We start from the raw sequence: 18,760 nt of genomic DNA, 5'->3' as shown, positions 1-18,760 counted from the left end.
TCCAGGATAAACGAATTTTGCTGGCAATTTCTAGTAGTTCACAAGAAGGAGAGGAGGTTTTAGGCTTTGATAGCTTACTAATAAGCGATGTCTCTAACCGCATCTTTAGCTTCATAGCGCAGACTTGCTGCGATTCGGAAGAGTTCTTGACCTGTGTGTAGATAATGGTCGTCGTAGTTGAGGGTGAATAGTGATAGATCTTCTATGCCATCTCCCAATTGATTAAGGCAGTAGTAGAGACTAGCTGCTACCCCTGCAACGGTGGGAGGATTGGGTTGAGAACGAAAAGTAAGCTGAGCCTGATTGAGGTAATGACGACACTCTTCTAGATAGGCTTGGAACTCTTCCATCAGCTCATCATCAAAGGGATCTGCGGACAGGTCATCGAGTTGAGCGTCTAGAGGATTAAGGATACGGCTTATCAGACGGTTGACGGGTTCATAAACCTCGTGTAACCACTCGTTGAGCTGTGCATCTGCATTTCTTGCGCGTTGCCGATGACGTTGATAGTGTTGTTGGGCCTTAGCCGTACGCTGTTGGCGATTTTGGAATTCTGTTTGGGGGTAAAAGTATTGTAGCTGTTGGTCGTAAGAGCGGCGGCGCGTCGGGTCACCTAGAACCTCGTAGGCAGCATTGACCTGAATAATTTTTTCGGGATCAGCAGTTTCACTCTTACTATCTGGATGAAAGCGCTTGGCTAGGCGTCGGTAAGCCTGTTTAATCTCCGATGGTGTAGCTTTGGGGCTGACATCCAGGGTGTGGTAGTGGTTAGAGTCTGACATTTGAATAGTCTTAAAACGTTCAAAGGATAAAGGTTTACCTGTAGCCAGGTTTATCAATTGTTCGCTGTACCTGCACTCCTATGTGCAGGCTACTGAGTGGAAACTAGTTGTCAACTTTCAAGCTAGCGCATTACCTGTTCTCACAACGGGTAAAACGTTTCGGTTCGGAAGGAAATGTAATAACGGGACAGCGATCGCGTTTCTCCCTAAATGCTCATGTCTCTAACTGTTCGTCTAGTTCGTTAGAAAAGCGATCGCTCTTTTTTTCAAAAAACTGCATAAGGGGTACTAAGTCAGGAGATACAGACATACAGCAGCACCGCCTAGAAGACTTTCCTCTTTATGAAAGCTCGCTCTTCAAGGCATTCTGCACAACCTCTCACCTCTACCTGAATTTAAGAGCAACTGAAAATGGCAATCTATCTTCTAACTGATTTCGACGACACCGTACAAGGCTCTGCTGCTGACGACTTCCTCGCTGGCTACGGGGGTAACGACACGATATATGGAGGTAGCGGGCTTGACTCCCTGCTCGGTGGAGATGGGGACGACTTTTTAGACGGTGGTCTTCCAGGTTCTTTTGTTGACGATCCTAACTATATTGATGGTGGTAATGGCAACGACACGCTGATTGGGAACAGTAGCAACGACGTTCTGCTAGGCGGTGATGGTGACGATACTATTTATGACTACGGTGCAGTTGGTACGAGTGACTATATTGATGGCGGCAATGGCAATGACTTCATAGACTACAGCTCATCTTCTGGTAGTGGCGTGATCTATGGCGGCTTAGGAGCTGATGTCCTGGTCGGTGGAAGTGGAAATGATTATATCAATGCCAATGCCGTGGATGTCGCGGACTTTTCCTCTAACGCTCTCGACGGTGGTGCTGGCGATGATTTGATGTACGGAGGTCTTAGCAGCGACTTCATGCTGGGCGGCAGTGGGAATGATAGCGTCTTTGGTTTCGGTGGTAACGACACCATCTATGGCGGCTTAGGAGCTGATGCCGTATACGGTGGAGATGGAGATGACTATATCAATAGTGATGCCCCAGATGCCGCAGATTTCTCCTCTAGCTATCTTGATGGAGGTAATGGGGATGACACCATACTCGGTGGATTTGGCATTGACACTCTGCTCGGTGGTGATGGCAACGATGGTATTTATGATGTGGGTACAGTCGGTACGCTTGAGTTCATTGATGCTGGTAATGGCAGTGACATCGTCAATGCTAGTTTGTCTTCTAGTAACTACGATATTTATGGCGGCTTAGGAGCTGATCTCCTGATCGGTGGCAGTGGAAATGACATTATCAATGCTAATGCTATTGATGTCGCAGACTTTTCCTCTAACACTCTCGATGGTGGCGCTGGCAATGATGTGCTGTTTGGGGCGATTGGCAGCGACTTCATGCTGGGCGGCAGTGGGAATGATAGCGTCTTTGGTTTCGGTGGTAACGACACCATCTATGGCGGCTTAGGAGCTGATGCCGTATACGGTGGAGATGGAGATGACTATATCAATAGTGATGCCCCAGATGCCGCAGATTTCTCCTCTAGCTATCTTGATGGAGGTAACGGGGATGACACCATACTCGGTGGATTTGGCATTGACACTCTGCTCGGTGGTGATGGCAACGATGGTATTTATGATGTGGGTACAGTCGGTACGCTTGAGTTCATTGATGCTGGTAATGGCAGTGACATCGTCAATGCTAGTTTGTCTTCTAGTAACTACGATATTTATGGCGGCTTAGGAGCTGATCTCCTGATCGGTGGCAGTGGAAATGACATTATCAATGCTAATGCTATTGATGTCGCAGACTTTTCCTCTAATTCTCTCGACGGTGGCGCTGGCAATGATGTGCTGTATGGGGGTCTTGGCAGTGACACCCTACTCGGCGGTACGGGTAACGACATCCTCTCAGGCTTTGAAGGATTTGACATCATGACAGGTGGAGCCGGAAGTGATTCTTTCGTTCTGGGTGGCTTAGGGAATGCTTTCTACCTGGGAGCTGGCTACGCTACGATCACAGATTGGAATCCGTTTGAGCAAGATACCATTACAGTTGATGCCGCTTTGTTCAATGCTAATGCCTACCAGTTTAGGGTTGGAGATTTTGGGACTGGCAGTTCGACTCTCGATACCGAAATTCTCTGCTTAGGTGACAGAGTGGCTGTGGTGTCAGACTCGGCTGACTTATTTGTGGCGTTAGCCTTTAGTACTAGTGTTTTACTAACCCCAGTCTAGTGAACGTACACCTTCTGCACTAGGACTGGAGTTTAGACTAGTTTCCGGTGCAAAACGCAGAAACTCTCACCCATCAAAGCTCCTAAAGAAACTGGATAGGTTGCCAATCGATAATCATTTGAGAGAGTGGGGAAGTAGCGCCTCAGGGCGCTACTTCCTTTTATTACACTGATTATCATTAGTTATTTCGTAATTAGAGCGCGGGACTTGCGAAATGCTATCACTATTGAACAAGCTAACGAGCAAATTACCCGTGCCGAGAAACTTTTGGAGTTAGCCCAAAACTTGATTGGGACGATACCACCCAACTCCTAATCAAGAGCGTTAATAATGAAATAAGTACATTTGCTTAAGAAAATAAAAGATGCCAAGACCCACACAAGCCCAGATGTCCCGAACCCTGAGAAAAAGCCAACCTGATGTAGCAAAGGACATGACAAAACGGCAGATGGAGTACTACATGGGTGCTAAGCTAATTGAGGTTGGGGTTAACCCGAACTCAGCTATTTATCGATGGTCGGTAGAGACAAAGGGTAACAACGAAGTCTGGACTTACAGTGCCTACTGGGGCGATTCCAAAGAGCAACTGCTAAAACAGGAGCAGGAATCACCAAACAATTCGTAACGCTCCTACATCACATAACAACAACTCATAAGTACCAGAGGAGCAGGGTACAACAACTGCCAGCCCTCATCTACCTGATAGCGATGGTCAACCAATAGCAGACTACTCTATTGCTTGCCAACGCCTCTAGCTATTTGTATTAGTCTTTTAGATTCGGACAAGCTGCATAGCCAAAACTATACATTAAGCTACGATTGAAGACCTCTTCAACCGCAAACTTGTCCGGATGCTCTCCTAAAAGCACCGTATAAACCAATAATAGCGACCTGATATTTAATTGGAGTCGCTAAACTCTGTGAAAAAATTAATAGCTCTCAGTCAGATAGAAAAAAGCACTTAATGATTGGGATTCTTTTGGTTTTATTCTCCAGTCAAGGGTGGTTCAGTAAAATCTAGAAAACTATATTTCTCTAATAAAAACAACACAATAAGTCTATAAAATAGCATTAAATTCTATTGATTGGCAACCTTAAATTTACAAGTGTAAGTAGCACTTGATGAGGTGATATTACCTAAGGCTGTAGTTCACATTAGGTGAAAATTTACTTAAGGGTGAAAAATCATCTACCTCATTTGTTTAATTAAATTTCTTTATTAATTCAATAATTTCAAACACCGAAATCCTGTGGATTAAAAACTCGAAAGCTGGGAGGGATAATAATGTTTAGTGAAAATCAGCCAATACGAATCGTTCGATCAAGTAGATTTGAACCGCAGAAAGTTCGGCGTTTTCCCAAAAAATTTATCTCCTTCCTGGTAGGAACTATGGTTCTGGCTGTAGGTGCTACTGCAATAACTAGTTATTGGGTTGTTCGTAGTTTGATCATTGACAGTTTGAAGGCAAATGCTCTCCTGCAAGTCGGGAATGCAGGGAATGAAATTGATCGGCAATTAGCAACCCTACTTGCTCAGGTGGAGGCTTTGGCTAGTACTGATAATGTCAGGAATCTGAATTGGTCAACGAGTGAACCCTACTTGCTGCGAGAACTGAATCGGCTGACAGACTTTCAGATGTTTGTCATGGCGAAATCTGATGGCTCCTACTACGCAACAAATACTGGTTTATCAAAAGCCAATCTCAGTCATCACACCCACTTTAAGCAAGCCCTAGAAGGAAAAACCTTTGTCGATGATCCAGTGGTTTTCCCCTCCACTGGAGAGCGGTTCGTTAATATCGTCGCTCCGATCTGGTCTATCCCTGGTAGCGATCGCACTCAACTGTCTTCAGAAGATAGCTCTGAAGTTTCTCCAGAAGATAGCTCTGAAATCTCTCCAGAGGATACTGCTCAAGGCACCGATAGCCTCACTTCTGAGCTTGACCAAAAGAGTCAACCGATTGGAGAATTTGCGGGTCCCGTTTCAGTGACGGAGCTATCAAATGTTGTGACCAAAACACGCTTGGGTCGTGAGAGTTACGCTTTTGCCCTTGATTCTAAAGGAACCCCCTTTGTCCATCCTGATCATGACCTTATTAAAAAGAGCAGAAGTTTCTTAGAATCTACAGACCCAGACTTAGTGAAAATTGCACAAGCAATGGTGAACCGTCAACAGGGGGTTCAGCAGGTGCAAATCGGGGGAGAGTCGGTTTACGTTGCCTACTCGCCACTGGATAAGGCTAATTGGTCTCTAGGTTTGGTTATTCCCCGTGCCAATTTGGAGGGGGAGCTAAGGGGGCTGAATCTGCTGGCATCGGTTGTGGGAGCGATCCTGGTGGTGACAGTGATTATCGCTTTGTGGCAAATGCAATCCCTTGAGCAACTCCGCATCCGCGTAGCGCAAGAGGCACTGCTTAATCGGATAACTGCTCGTATTCGGGAGTCTATCGAACTCGAAACCATCTGGCAAACTACTGTTGATGAATTTGCAGCTCTGTTGAATCTCGACCGAGCGATCTTCTGTTGGTATCACAGAGACCGACAGGAGTTGGAGGTAGTCTGCGAAAATCGGCGGGAAGACCTGCCAACACATCTAGGTTGTATCTCGATCGCATCCTTTGGCGACTTGGGCGATCGCCTCAACCGATGTGAATCAGTGCGCTTGGACAATGTTGCCAAAAACCGCAACTTACCTGCCGATGTCAAACAGGCGTATATCGAGATGGGGATAGCTAGCTATTTGGCTATGCCAGTGTTAGTTCAAGGTAATACTCCTGCCTATTTTATCTGTGTCTACAGCAAGCCCCGACGCTGGAGGGATCGAGAAATTGAATTGCTCGATTCCATCGCTGACCAGTTAGCGATCGCTATTCATCAGACTCGCCTACATACTCAAACCCAGGAACATCTCCAGACTGTCAGTGAGCAAGCTGGACATCTTGCAGAAGCTACTGTCCGACAGCAGGAGACTCTTGCTTATCTAAGTGCGATTATCAACAATCTCGCAGATGGCTTACTTGTCACTGACACTAGGGGCAAAATTAGTCACTGGAATCCTGCCTTGTCAGCCATGTTTAGTCTGGAAGGAATCAACCTGATTAATCTGGATTGCAAAGATATTTTTAGCCCTAAATTGGCAGAACTGGTAGTAACTACTAGGGAATACTTAACAGAAGTCTTCACCGCAGAAGTAGAGCTTGTTGGTAACCGATTTGGTAAAGCTGTAGCAACAGCAATCCTCAAAGAATCAACATCAAATGGTCTGGACAAAACCTGTATCGGTTCGGTCATTCTAATTCGAGATGTCACTTTAGAGAAAGAAGTTGACCAAGTGAAGACCGATTTCATCTCTACTGTCTCCCATGAGTTGAGGACACCCCTAACATCAATACTCGGATTTGCCAAAATTGTCAGCAAAAAACTTGAAGATACAATATTTCCCAAAGTTCAGGCTGAGGAGGCAAAAACTCAGCGCACCATCAAACAAATTGGTCAAAATATTGACATCATGGTGTCCGAGGGCGAGCGGCTGACAAAATTAATCAACGATGTCCTAGATATCGCCAAGATGGAAGCTGGACGGGTTGATTGGAATATGCAGTATTTTTCAGTTCATGAACTGATAAAACGGGCGACATCTGCTACGTTTGCACTGATTGAACAGAAGGGACTAGAACTGATTGTCGATGTGAACGAGGATTTGCCACAGATTCTAGGCGATCGCGATCGCTTGCTTCAGGTAGTGATTAACCTAATTTCTAATGCTCTCAAGTTCACTGACGAAGGCTCTGTAACCTGCAAAGCTACTTGTATCGATAATGAGATTACGATCAGCGTGATCGATACGGGAATCGGCATCCCTGAAGTTGACCAACCGAAGATCTTTGAGAAATTTAAGCAGGTAGGAAATCCTCTAACAGATAAACCCAAGGGTACAGGTTTAGGACTGTCCATCTGTCAACAAATTGTCAAGCATCATGGTGGCAAAATCTGGGTAGAGAGTGAGTTAGGTCAAGGGAGTACTTTCTCATTCACGCTACCCATTAGTTGCTCAGCAGTGGATGAAGTCAAAACTATTGATATAAGTATCCCTGGCAAGCAATTGCAATCGGTAGCCAGTATAGAATCATCTCCTGCTGACCTTAATAAAACCATCCTCGTCGTCGATGATGAAGCTCCTCTGCGCGAACTTCTCAGACAGCAACTTACTACAGAGGGGTATAAAGTCAGGGAGGCTAAAGATGGAAGAGATGCTATTGCACAAGTTAACCAAGAACTTCCTGATTTAGTGATTCTTGATGTGAAGATGCCAGAAATGAGTGGTTTTGATGTAGCAGCCGTGCTGAAAAATAACCCTCAGAGCATGAGTATACCGATCATCATGCTGTCCGTAGCAGAGGAACACGAAAGGGGTTATCGTCTTGGGATTGACAGATATTTGAACAAGCCGATCAACACACAAGAGCTGATCAATGAGATCAGATACCTCCTCTCCCAAGGAACTGCCACAAAAAAAGTCATAGTAGTTGATCGAGAAGATGGCAAAAATCAGTCTTAAGAGGCTTCTGGCTAAAAAAGAAGTTTCGTCTATTTTGAGTGACTTACTCAAGGCGATCGACACTTCTATAAATATTCAGGATGCAGAGGGCAAGCTACTCATAGATAATGACAAAACTCAACTCTTGGAGAAATATCCTGTTGAGCTTGCTGGTGAGGTAATTGGATGGGTAATTGGAGACGATAAAGCCTCTCCTGTCGCGTCCCTCCTTTCCCATTTAATCAAGAATGAGTTTGAGAAAAAGACCCTTGCTCGTGAAACCCTGGATAAATATAAGGAACTCAACCTCATATACAACATTTCTGAAAAGATAACTGCCAGTCTGGAACTCAAAGAGGTGGCGAAATTAGTTATTGATGAAGCCAGAAGGTTGATATCAGCAGACAGTGGGTCTCTTATGTTACTAAATAAAGAGACAGGAAAATTTGAAGTTATAGCAGCCTTTGGTCAAAAACATGAAACCAAAGCTCCTATAGAAATGGGTCAGGGTATAGCAGGCAATGTGGTACTTACACGTAGAGGAGAAATTATTAATGAAGTAAGCTCTGACTCTAGGTTTGTTAAAGGTCACAACAGAGTTAATTCCCTAATTTGTGTACCTTTGCAGATTCATGAGCAGGCGATTGGTGTAATTAATATCAGCAGCGAGGAACCCTTTAACTATACAGCCGCAGACCTTAAACTCTTCATGGCGCTAGCCTCTCAAGCCGCCTCTGCTATTGAAAATGCTATTCTCCATGAAAATAAGCTTAAGCAAGAACGGATTAAAAGTAATCTGGAACGATATGTAAATTCACAGTTAGTTGAAGCGATTTTAAATGAGCAAGGCGATATTTCCCTAGCTCCTGCCAAGATGGATATTACTATTCTTTTTTCTGATATTAGAAACTTTACCAGTAAATGTGAGGAACTCGAACCAGAGAAAATTGTCGAATATTTGAATGAGTATTTTACTCACATGGTAGAAGTGATTTTTAGCCATGGAGGAACAGTCAATAAGTTTGTTGGAGATATGATTGTTGCTATGTTTGGTGCGCCTTCAAGGCTGGTTGATAGTGAACGACGAGCTATCGAAACGGCTATTGAGATGCAAAACCGGATTAAGCAAATTCCTGTACCCTGGATTAGGCAGAATTTTATTACAGGCATTGGCATAAGTTCAGGAGAGGTGGTTGTTGGTAATGTTGGCTCTCCCCAGCACATGGACTATACAGCAATAGGAGATAAAGTGAATGTAGCGTCTAGACTGCAATCGATTGCCAAAGGTGAGCAGATTCTTGTCAGTCGTAGAATTTACGATGTCACGAAACACTTATTTGAATTTAAAGAAATTGGTAGTATTAAAGTTAAAGGTAAAAAAGAAGCTATAGAAGTTTTTGAAGTAGTTTATTAAAAAAAAAGTTCATGAATAAAAAAATATTGATTGTGGATGATGAACCTTATATAAGGCTTCTGTTGGAGCAAACCCTTGAAGATCTCGAAGATGAGGGAGTGGAATTACTGACGGCTGATAATGGGGAAGAGGCTCTTGATGCTATTAAGACAGAAAAACCAGATCTGGTTTTTCTTGACGTAATGATGCCTAAAATGAACGGATTTGATGTCTGCAATGCTGTGAAGAATGAACTCAGTATAAAGGGTGTTTACATCATCATGCTGACGGCTAAAGGTCAAGAGTTTGATAAGCTCAAAGGCAAGGAAGTTGGTGCTGATTTGTATATGACAAAGCCTTTTGACCCGGATGAAGTGGTTAAAAAATCAATGCAGGTTCTTGAGATTGCAGTCTCTTAATTCTCTTTTCACAGAGGCTTGAGGAATTTGGCATAAAAGCGATCGCACTGACTTTCATCCATGTGGAGGTTGATGCGATCGCTTAGTGTTGAACCCGATCTGGATGATGAGGTTTAGTAGTTTGAGGGGAAAGTGCGATCGCTGAGAAAAACGTCACAAACATCCATCAGGTCATTTTCACCATCTGTACAACATCAAGCTCTACCTGTATGAGAGGTTAACCCCTAATAACAGGTAGAGTGTAAAGGCTCAGGTGGATTAAGTTACGCTAGTTAGCTTCAATTGCATGGGAACTAAAAGAAGGTTAGACCATGTTGAAGCAGAACGACCAAAAGCAGCAGGATTTCCCCGCCCTTCATTTTTATAGGTGTTTAGCAATCTGTTAAGAAGGTTGCTTCCCATCTCATCCCATAATTGCTCGACAGGCTTCTCCCACGCTCCATCTTTTACAAAGACACGGAAGGCTGCGAGTATGGGGAATACGAAAGTGATAGGAAGGGTGTGATTGAATTGTCTACCTGTGATGAATGGATAGGGCTTTTTTTCAACACCGTTAAGCTTGCTAAGCCCTTTTTGCTGATCGTACTCCTCCCGGAGGCGCTCCTCAAGATAGAGGACATCCTTTAGTAAAGGCACAAACTCACTGAAGTCGTCTTTTGTCCAGTTTTTAATGAGACTGCCGTAGGCAGTGCATGTTGCACTGGGATTCTTAGGTGAACCGTCTGGTCCCGACCAAGGATACACCTTGTTGTTAATGCAAGCAAGACGACGAACTAAGTCAGTTACATCGTATGGCTTATTTTCTCCGTCCCGGAAAGCAACATAAGGTTTGCACTGGGGAGGAAGGTGTTCTGCAATGATGTCCCACTCGCCAGCGAGATTTTTTAAGCTAAACTCTTCAACTTTCTCGCTGGTATTACGATACCTGCTGATGTTTGAGATTTCTTCTTGGTTAATGTTGACCAGCACAAATATTTGTACGCTAGCCTTTTCAAACTCTAAGTAATCAGCCTTCCCTGTCTCCGGATTAATTTTTGGTTTAGCTCGTTTGGATTGAAGTTTCTCGTAATTATCGAGAGCTTTCATGATGGCGGTGTAGGTGTGTCCGCCATTCACAATACCGTTGCCGATAAACTTTTCTTCCTGATCTTCGTCAGGACTAACCAAGACAAGCTCAACATCGAATCCGCCACCAGAACCACGACCCTTGACCTGGATGGAGTCTGCAACAATTAGGATGCCATTGTTATAGAAAATGAACTCCTCTGGCTTCTCTGCTAGAGTCTTAACCATACTCTTGACAGTCCGCCGCGTTTCGTTCGCTAGTCGCGCATTAGGATCTAGAGGTAAGTCTTTGGGAACTTGGGAGACGGGAACTGTAAGATTCCAGATTACCCTACTTGTTTGTTTACTTTGCTTGTCTTCTTCTTTACTCTGCTTGTCTTCTGTGTATGCTTTACAAGCAGCCGTAGTAAAAAATGGAGCCTTAACAGTTGTAGGCATTTGTTTCTCCTGCGCTCTACAGAACGCTTAAATAGTTTACGTGCCCAACGGGACACCCTTCTAAGATACATCGGCAAAAGCCCGATAGCAAGCTATCGTCAAAAATTTACAGCCAGTAACAAAACCTGTGTCTGCTTGCTGATTTTGATAGAGGTATAGATATAGCCGCACTTCCACTTTCTGCCAAAATGTAATCGCCTCTACAGTGCAGTTGCTTTGTATGAGTGAGAAATTAAAGGCAATCCTAGCTGAATTGCGATAGCGAAGCGCTGCTGCAAAGCAGATCGCGCTTTGAGGAAATTTACAGCGCTCGCTTCTTCTATGTGATGAGATTGAAAGAGCGATCGCTACAATATGACCACTACTTTAGAAGCGGAGAGCAGCATGGTACAACAACTGCCAACCCTCATCTACCCAGACAGCGACGGTCAACCAATGGCAGACAACACCAAACAATTTCGCTGGATTGTCGTTATTAAGGAAAACTTAGAACTGTTATTTGCTGCTAACCCTGATGTATTTGTCGCGGGTGATTTACTTTGGTATCCCGTTGAAGGAGATAACAAGACTCGCCAAGCACCCGATGCGATGGTTGTCTTTGGTAGACCAAAAGGAGACAGGGGTTCCTACAAGCAATGGGAAGAAGATAATATTCCACCACAAGTGGTATTTGAAATCTTATCTCCTGGCAATCGCCTCAAAGGAATGGCTCATAAACTCAAATTTTATGAACGCTATGGCGTAGAAGAATATTACATTTATGACCCTGACAACCCAGAAATAATTGGCTGGCAGCGCTCTGGAGAGTATTTGGAGATAATCGACGAGATGAATGGTTGGGTTAGTCCTCGACTGGGAATAAGCTTTCACCCAACATCTGACAATCTAGAAATTTTCTCACCTTCAGGAGAAAGGTTCCTTACCTATGTTGAACTGGCTCAACTTATGGAGCAAGAACGCCAACGCGCCGAACAAGAACGCCAACGCGCAGATGAAGCACTTGCCCAGTTAGAACAGGAAAGACAGCGCTATCAAGCTTTAGAGGCGCTACTGCGAGAACGAGGGATTGCTCCAGAGCAGTTGTAAATTACAAATTACTCCTCAAGCACTGGAATAGACCTCTTGCAAAAGTCGATTTTTGCCCCCTAGCCCCCCAATTCTGGGGAAACCGGATTTCTCGCGTCCCCCAATGCAAGGGGGATTTAGGGGGCATTCCAGGATTTATGCAAGAGGTCTAATGTATGGTTGCCAATTCATATATCTCAAGCGCTGAAATACCTAGCCACTGGATGATAAGCAATAATTGCCGTTGTAGACTGTTCGGGATACAGTTGTTCGCTTTCATCCATGTGCAGGTTGATGCGATCGCTTCCCAACAACTCCAATTGTTTATACTGGTCTTGCATATTCGGACAAGCGGGATAGCCAAAGCTATACCGAGAACCCCGATACCGTTGCGCCAACACATCCCGAATATTATCCGGCTCCTCAGCACTAAATCCCAATTCCCGACGAATCCGGGCGTGTGTCCACTCCGCCAAAGCTTCTGCTATCTGCACTGCTAATCCGTGGAAGTAGAGATAATCTGTATACTGGTTGGAGTCAAAAAGCGACTTTGCATACTTAGTTGCAATCTCCCCTACCGTCACTGCCTGCATTGGGAAGACATCCACAATCCCAGACTCCTTCGGCGCATAAAAATCAGCAATGCACAAACGACGCATAGAGCGCTGTCGAGGGAAATCAAACGTTGCTATGGGTTTTTGTAGAGGCGCAAGGCCTTGCGCCCTAACATTGTCATCTATTGCAGCAGGATTGTAGATATACAACGAATTCCCCTCAGCCTGACAGGGGAAATAGCCATAAACTATTTGAGGATGCAGCAAGTTTTCTTGGATAATGCGCTGCTTCAAGTCTTCAAGAATTGGGTAAACCTTCTCTTGTAGAAACTCATCGTACTCTTCCCGCGATTGCCCTTGGGGTTTGCGGAACTGCCACTGTCCAGCAATCAAAGCTTGTAAATCCAGATACCCAAACACCTCTTCTATAGGGATATCCTCTGGTTGCAGTATCTTGGTTCCCCAGAAGGGAGGAGTCGGACGCTCAATATCTAACGTGACATCATTAGAACGGCGCGTATCTATGGGTGCTGGTTCAGCAACCTCCGCTTCTTGTACGGGTGCAAGGCTTTGTGTCCCTAAACCGTTTTCTTGATCACCATTCGTTGATACCTCAGAAATTTCATCTACTTCATTCAAAAAGCCCTTTATATCATCCCACTCACCTGCCGCTTTAGCAGGCATTAACTTATCCATAAAATGCAAATCAGAGAAGGCATCTTTGCCGTAGATTACCTTACCTTTGTAAGTATTTTGGCAATCCTCGTAAACAAACTTAGGTGTCAGCGCAGCACCCCCCAAAATCACGGGGACTCTTATGCCTCGCTCATTGAATGTCGCCAGATTATCTTTCATGAACGCTGTAGACTTCACCAGCAATCCACTCATTGCAATGCAATCTGCTTTGTGCTGTTCGTAAGCATCAATAATGTTATCCACTGGCTGCTTGATGCCTAGGTTAATCACCTTGTAGCCATTGTTGGAAAGGATAATATCGACAAGGTTTTTACCAATATCGTGAACGTCCCCTTTAACAGTGGCAATGAGAAATGTACCCTTGGCGTTATTACCGCTGTCTGCTTTTTCCATGAATGGCTCTAAATACGCCACTGCCGCTTTCATGGTTTCCGCTGATTGCAATACAAAGGGAAGTTGCATTTGCCCGGAACCGAATAGTTCCCCAACGACTTTCATGCCATCTAAGAGAAAGACGTTGATGATTTCGAGGGGTGGATGTGTTTCTAATGCTTTAGCTAGCTGTTCTTCCAAGCCAATCCGTTCGCCATCAATAATGTGGCGCTTGAGGCGTTCTTCGACGGGGAGTTGGTCATCTTGGGAGCGATCGCGTTTTGTCGTTTTCCCTTGAAACAGCGTGGTAAGCTCTCCTAATGGGTCATAGGTGCAAATATCCCCATCAAACTGCCGTTCATCAAAGATTAACTTCCGGCAGACTTCCTGATGTTCTGGCTCAATCTTCGCTAATGGCAGAATCTTGCTAGCGCTGACAATCGCAGCATCCATCCCCGCTTCCATTGCGAAGTGCAAAAACATCGAATTGAGGACTACCCGCGCTGCCGGGTTCAAGCCGAAGGAAACATTAGAGACACCCAAAATAACGTGACATCCCGGTAATTCTTCCCGGATGCGGCGAATCGATTCAATCGTCGCTTTACCATTTGCCCTGTCTTCTTCAATACCTGTGGAGATGGGGAGGGCTAGGGTGTCAAAGAATATTTCGTGGGGGGGGATGCCATATTCTACAGCTTGGCGATAGGCGCGTTGTGCGATCGCAAATTTCTTGTCTGCCGTTCGCGCCATCCCCTCTTCATCAATCGTACCGATGACTACACCCGCACCGTACTGCTTCGCCAACTCCAGCACCTTTAAGAAACGCTCCTCCCCATCTTCATAGTTCGTGGAGTTCAGTAGACACTTACCACCCGCAACCTTTAAACCGGCTTCCATCTTTTCCCATTCCGTGGAGTCCAGCATCAGCGGCAAAGTAACATTTGTTACCAAACGTGACACCACTTCGTGCATATCCCGCACGCCGTCACGTCCCACATAATCCACGTTCACGTCTAGAACGTGCGCCCCTTCTCGTACCTGCGACTTCGCTAGAGAAACCAGTCCATCCCAATCTTCCCCATTCAACAAATCGCGGCACTTCTTAGAACCACTGGCATTTAAGCGTTCCCCCACAATTAGGAACGAGTTATCCTGCTCATAAGGTTGGGCACTGTAAATCGATGCTGCCGACGGTTCAAACTGGGGATGCCGTTCTTTCGGCTTTAGAGTTTGACCAATCTCTGCTAATTGTTGAATATGCTCCGGGCGCGTACCGCAACAGCCACCAATCACCTGCACGCCCAAATCTTCTACAAAATGCATCAGCGCCATCCGCAGTTCCATCGGCGTCAGCTTGTAGTGGGCATGGCCCCCGACGTTTTCCGGTAGTCCGGCATTAGGGATACAGGAAACGACAAACGGCGAATGCTCTGACAAGTATTTAATATGGTCTACCATCCGGTCTGGGCCAGTAGCACAGTTAAGACCCAGGATGTCAATCGGATAACGCTCTAAAATCGTTAGCGCTGCATTAATTTCTGACCCCAACAGCATTGTGCCTTGGGCTTCCATCGTCACTGACACCATCAGCGGCAATCGTGCGCCTTTGTCTTGAAATACCTCTTCAACAGCATTCAGCGCTGCCTTAATTTGCAGAACATCCTGACACGTTTCGATAATCAACAAATCAGCCCCACCGTCATACAGCCCTGTGGCTTGCTCTGCAAACGAGGCTTTCATCGTGTCGTAGTCAATATGCCCTAGTGTCGGCAACTTAGTCGTTGGTCCAATCGAACCTGCAACAAATCGGGGCTTTTCGGGCGTGGAATACTCAGCCGCCACACGCTTTGCCAATTCGGCTGCTTTCTTATTCAGAATATAGGCTTGGTCTGCCAGGTCATACTCTGCCAGCACAATTGACGCACCACCAAAGGTATCCGTCTCGATGACATCCGCCCCAACTTCCAGAAAGCCTCGATGCACTTTCTCCACAGCTTCTGGCTTAGTCATAACCAGGTACTCGTTACAGCCTTCGTACTGCGCTCCACCAAAGTCTTCTGCTGTCAGGTCTTGCGTTTGGAGAGAGCTTCCCATTGCACCATCAAAGACTATAACAGGGCGATCGGGGCTATGGAGGTGAGTCAGGAAGGGGCTGTTCATAGACGGCTGTCTTTATAGAAAGTTGGGTTACGCTTTGGATGATTAGCTTAATATATTGTGCAAAATTTAGAGCGATTAGGAGCGCACAAAACGATGAATGTGCAGACAGCAACTACCTCGACTCCCTGGCAAGAGTTAGTTCCCGCACAGGTAGGAGTCGTTTTGAGAGGTGTCAGTTGGTCAACCTTCAAAGCATTAATGGCAGATATCGGAGAAGACAGAGCCTATAGAATTGCCTATGACCAAGGAATGTTGGAGATTATGGTTCCATACGAACAACACGAAGAACCCAAAATCCTAATAGCGGAGTTTGTCACAGCGACTGCGGATGAGTTAGAAATCGAGATTAGACAACTTGGTTCCCTAACTCTGGAAAGGGAAGATTTAACTCGTGCTGTAGAACCTGACACCTGTTTCTATATTCAAAATGAATCTCAAGTCAGAGGCAAAGAAATCAAGTTACCAAATGTTCCACCGCCAGATTTAGCTGTAGAGTCAGACTACACCCGTTCTTCTTTAAATAAATTCAACATCTACTCTTCACTTGGGGTTCCCGAACTTTGGAGATATCGCAAGCAAACTCTTCAGGTTTATCAACTTGTTGAGGGAAAGTACGAGCAGAGTGATAAAAGCATTGCTTTTCCTTTTTTGCCTATTGCAGAAATTCCTAGTTTTATCGAGCAAAGCAAAACAATTGGACAAAGAGCATCTGTGCGTTTATTTCGGGCACGAATTCGAGAAATATTACAAAGTTCTAGTCAGTAATATCAGTAATAAATAAAGAATTGCTCCTAGTCAGGCTATATCAACAAGGTTGAAAATTTATCATACTATTTAGAGTCATCCTTCACCCAAATATAACGTGTTGGCTCAAAGCTCATCACTTTTTTGAAGTCATGGAGACAATCTCGCATTTCCTCAAAATTGAAGGGCTTCTTCATACTGCGCCGCCAATCAGCTTTATCCAACGTACCGATTACTAGATAATCATTGCCAATCACTTCTGGTTGTTGCTGCATGAATAGGACGGCTAGCTGCTGCTCAATCTCATCTTGATGGGCAATGATCAAATCACAGTAGGGACAGTAGCGGCAGCTTTTGTTCAGTACAACTGGCTGTAGTGGATTTACATGGATGAAGAGAGGAAACTTCCGCAGTTTGGTCTTACCATCGCACTTCGGACAGGAGGTAAATCGTGCATCCTGGTGGGGGTTTAAGAAAAATTTGTGGCGGGCAGGCTGCTTACCAAAGCGGGTCATGACTCTCTCCTACAGCATCATAGAGTCAGGTTATCATATGCCCACTACTCTACGTTGCCTGTCGTACCTCTAAAAATTGAACAAAGCGATCGCTTTCTGAAAACTCCTTCAATTTATGCCATGCTTCCAGTCAGGATGCCGGAAACTTACCTTTTAAAGTTTTTGTTTAAAGAGCTAGCTTAATCAAGCAAGCTTTGTCTAACTTACAACTTGAATCCGTAATGTTTAAAGCTTCAAGTTGTATTCCTTGTATAACGCCATAGCTCTCTCGAAAAGAGGTTAGGAGTTAGCAGAGAGAGGTAAGAGGTATAAAAATTTTCAGCGTTGTGCCTCCCGGACATGAGGTCTCCTGTTGCCGAGGCGATCGCATTTAAGGAGGTAAGCTTAAAGTAGGCTGAGAAATACATGGATTACTCAAGTGCTGAGCGTGCGATCGCATTTTCTTCCTCTTGATAGCGTTTTAGGGAGTCAATGCCGCATCAGCAGTCTGGCGTAATCGCGATAATTGTTATGGCTCTTCACTAGACTTCTTTAAAGATTGAAACAACAATGGTCTCTACATTTCCTACTTCTCATTCTGTTGACTTATCTCAGATCAGACTAGCTATCCGCTCCTTACAGCCTCAGCTAGTGGAGTGGCGTAGGCATCTGCATCAACGTCCAGAACTAGGCTTTAAAGAGCAGCTAACGGCTCAGTTGATTGCACAAAAATTACAGGAATGGGGAATTGAGCATCAAACTGGCATTGCTCAGACAGGCATTGTTGCGACAATTCCTAGCAACCGTCCAGGCCCGGTTTTAGCGATTCGGGCAGATATGGATGCGTTGCCTGTTCAAGAAGAAAATGATGTGCCTTACCGATCGCTGCATGATGGCTTAATGCACGCTTGTGGCCATGATGGGCATACTGCGATCGCATTAGGTACAGCTTACTACCTCTCCCAACATCGAGATGACTTTGCAGGTACAGTAAAAATTATCTTCCAACCCGCTGAGGAGGGGCCAGGCGGCGCTAAACCAATGGTTGAAGCAGGTGTCTTAAAAAACCCTGATGTCGATGCGATTATTGGCTTGCATCTGTGGAACAATCTTCCCCTTGGTACGGTAGGTGTCCGGAGTGGGGCATTGATGGCAGCCGTTGAGTGTTTTGATTGCTCAATTTTAGGTAAAGGCGGACATGGTGCAATGCCTCACCAAACTGTTGATTCAGTGGTAGTGAGTGCCCAAATTGTCAATGCCTTACAAACCATCGTCGCTCGTAATGTTGACCCCATTGATTCAGCCGTTGTAACCGTTGGTGAACTCCATGCAGGTACAGCACACAATGTCATCGCGGGTACCGCACGGATGAGCGGCACAGTACGATATTTCAACCCAAAATTTGAAGGGTATTTTGGCAAGCGATTGGAGCAAGTAATCGCGGGTGTTTGCCATAGCCAGGGTGCAAGTTATGAACTAGATTATTGGCATCTCTATCCACCTGTAATTAATGATGTAAAGATAGCTGAACTAGTTCGCTCAATTGCGTCTGAGGTTATAGAATCGCCAGTAGGAATTGTGCCAGAATGTCAGACTATGGGCGGTGAAGATATGGCATTTTTCCTTCAAGCTGTACCAGGATGCTACTTCTTTTTGGGGTCTGCTAATCCTACGAAAGATTTAGCGTACCCCCATCATCATCCAAGATTTGACTTTGATGAAACAGCTTTAGGAATGGGTGTAGAAATCTTTGTCCGCTGCGTAGAAAAGTTTTGCCGCTGAGCTTTA

13 protein-coding genes are annotated in these 18,760 nt (G+C 45.1%); 9 read left to right on the top strand and 4 right to left on the bottom strand.

Features of this window, described 5'->3' with window-relative positions; all coding sequences use genetic code 11:
• Positions 1–77: 77 nt before the first annotated feature.
• Positions 78–782 carry a J domain-containing protein gene (locus tag H6F98_RS32455; RefSeq protein WP_192222865.1) on the bottom strand — a complete coding sequence of 235 codons (705 nt, stop codon included), beginning with the start codon at positions 780–782 and terminating at the stop codon, positions 78–80.
• 107 nt (positions 783–889) lie between these two features.
• Between H6F98_RS32455 and H6F98_RS32450 the strand changes: the two genes are divergently transcribed.
• The 6 genes from H6F98_RS32450 (at position 890) to H6F98_RS32425 (ending at position 9,384) form a co-directional block, all read left to right on the top strand.
• The gene (locus H6F98_RS32450; RefSeq protein ID WP_192222864.1) at positions 890–1,216 is read left to right on the top strand and encodes a hypothetical protein; all 327 of its coding nucleotides are present in this window, start codon (positions 890–892) and stop codon (positions 1,214–1,216) included.
• The gene (locus tag H6F98_RS32445; protein ID WP_192222863.1) at positions 1,194–3,035 is read left to right on the top strand and encodes a calcium-binding protein; all 1,842 of its coding nucleotides are present in this window, start codon (positions 1,194–1,196) and stop codon (positions 3,033–3,035) included. Before H6F98_RS32450 ends, H6F98_RS32445 begins: the two co-directional genes overlap by 23 nt.
• Before the next feature lie 364 nt (positions 3,036–3,399).
• Positions 3,400–3,660, top strand: coding sequence for a hypothetical protein (locus tag H6F98_RS32440; protein ID WP_192222862.1), 261 nt, complete (start codon positions 3,400–3,402; stop codon positions 3,658–3,660).
• 765 nt (positions 3,661–4,425) lie between these two features.
• The gene (locus tag H6F98_RS32435) at positions 4,426–7,593 is read left to right on the top strand and encodes an ATP-binding protein (RefSeq protein WP_192222861.1); all 3,168 of its coding nucleotides are present in this window, start codon (positions 4,426–4,428) and stop codon (positions 7,591–7,593) included.
• Positions 7,574–8,986, top strand: coding sequence for an adenylate/guanylate cyclase domain-containing protein (locus H6F98_RS32430; protein ID WP_192222860.1), 1,413 nt, complete (start codon positions 7,574–7,576; stop codon positions 8,984–8,986). The genes H6F98_RS32435 and H6F98_RS32430 overlap by 20 nt, the downstream gene beginning before the upstream one ends.
• Positions 8,987–8,997: 11 nt before the next feature.
• Entirely contained in the window at positions 8,998–9,384 is a 387-nt protein-coding gene (locus tag H6F98_RS32425) for a response regulator transcription factor (RefSeq protein ID WP_192222859.1), read from the top strand.
• A 258-nt stretch (positions 9,385–9,642) separates the two neighbouring features.
• On the opposite strand, the gene H6F98_RS32420 is transcribed toward H6F98_RS32425, so the two are convergent.
• A complete protein-coding gene (locus H6F98_RS32420) occupies positions 9,643–10,887 on the bottom strand; it encodes an AIPR family protein (RefSeq protein WP_192222858.1) in 1,245 nt (414 codons plus the stop codon).
• A gap of 384 nt (positions 10,888–11,271) precedes the next feature.
• Between H6F98_RS32420 and H6F98_RS32415 the strand changes: the two genes are divergently transcribed.
• Positions 11,272–11,973: a Uma2 family endonuclease gene (locus tag H6F98_RS32415; RefSeq protein WP_192222880.1), complete on the top strand. Its 702-nt coding sequence runs from the start codon at positions 11,272–11,274 to the stop codon at positions 11,971–11,973.
• A 176-nt stretch (positions 11,974–12,149) separates the two neighbouring features.
• Here H6F98_RS32415 and metH read toward each other — a convergent pair whose 3' ends face one another.
• A complete protein-coding gene (gene metH, locus H6F98_RS32410; RefSeq protein ID WP_192222857.1) occupies positions 12,150–15,734 on the bottom strand; it encodes a methionine synthase in 3,585 nt (1,194 codons plus the stop codon).
• Between the two features lie 93 nt (positions 15,735–15,827).
• Between metH and H6F98_RS32405 the strand changes: the two genes are divergently transcribed.
• Positions 15,828–16,499 (top strand): Uma2 family endonuclease, encoded by a 672-nt coding sequence (locus H6F98_RS32405; RefSeq protein ID WP_192222856.1) that lies wholly within the window; start codon positions 15,828–15,830, stop codon positions 16,497–16,499.
• A 65-nt stretch (positions 16,500–16,564) separates the two neighbouring features.
• Here H6F98_RS32405 and H6F98_RS32400 read toward each other — a convergent pair whose 3' ends face one another.
• A complete protein-coding gene (locus H6F98_RS32400; protein ID WP_192222855.1) occupies positions 16,565–16,993 on the bottom strand; it encodes a hypothetical protein in 429 nt (142 codons plus the stop codon).
• A 549-nt stretch (positions 16,994–17,542) separates the two neighbouring features.
• Between H6F98_RS32400 and H6F98_RS32395 the strand changes: the two genes are divergently transcribed.
• Entirely contained in the window at positions 17,543–18,754 is a 1,212-nt protein-coding gene (locus tag H6F98_RS32395; protein WP_192222854.1) for a M20 family metallopeptidase, read from the top strand.
• Positions 18,755–18,760 lie beyond the last annotated feature (6 nt).

The sequence above is a fragment of the Microcoleus sp. FACHB-SPT15 genome (genome assembly GCF_014849525.1).
GTDB lineage: Bacteria > Cyanobacteriota > Cyanobacteriia > Cyanobacteriales > Coleofasciculaceae > Symplocastrum > Symplocastrum torsivum.
This window is presented reverse-complemented; position numbering and strand designations above follow the sequence as displayed.

Coding starts and splice junctions, on each gene's coding strand:
- H6F98_RS32395 (WP_192222854.1), top strand. CDS start 17,543: ATGGTCTCTACATTTCCTACTTCTCATTCTGTTGACTTATCTCAGATC.
- H6F98_RS32445 (WP_192222863.1), top strand. CDS start 1,194: ATGGCAATCTATCTTCTAACTGATTTCGACGACACCGTACAAGGCTCT.
- H6F98_RS32435 (WP_192222861.1), top strand. CDS start 4,426: ATGGTTCTGGCTGTAGGTGCTACTGCAATAACTAGTTATTGGGTTGTT.
- H6F98_RS32400 (WP_192222855.1), bottom strand. CDS start 16,993: ATGACCCGCTTTGGTAAGCAGCCTGCCCGCCACAAATTTTTCTTAAAC.
- H6F98_RS32440 (WP_192222862.1), top strand. CDS start 3,400: ATGCCAAGACCCACACAAGCCCAGATGTCCCGAACCCTGAGAAAAAGC.
- H6F98_RS32415 (WP_192222880.1), top strand. CDS start 11,272: ATGGTACAACAACTGCCAACCCTCATCTACCCAGACAGCGACGGTCAA.
- metH (WP_192222857.1), bottom strand. CDS start 15,734: ATGAACAGCCCCTTCCTGACTCACCTCCATAGCCCCGATCGCCCTGTT.
- H6F98_RS32405 (WP_192222856.1), top strand. CDS start 15,828: ATGAATGTGCAGACAGCAACTACCTCGACTCCCTGGCAAGAGTTAGTT.
- H6F98_RS32455 (WP_192222865.1), bottom strand. CDS start 782: ATGTCAGACTCTAACCACTACCACACCCTGGATGTCAGCCCCAAAGCT.
- H6F98_RS32425 (WP_192222859.1), top strand. CDS start 8,998: ATGAATAAAAAAATATTGATTGTGGATGATGAACCTTATATAAGGCTT.
- H6F98_RS32430 (WP_192222860.1), top strand. CDS start 7,574: ATGGCAAAAATCAGTCTTAAGAGGCTTCTGGCTAAAAAAGAAGTTTCG.
- H6F98_RS32420 (WP_192222858.1), bottom strand. CDS start 10,887: ATGCCTACAACTGTTAAGGCTCCATTTTTTACTACGGCTGCTTGTAAA.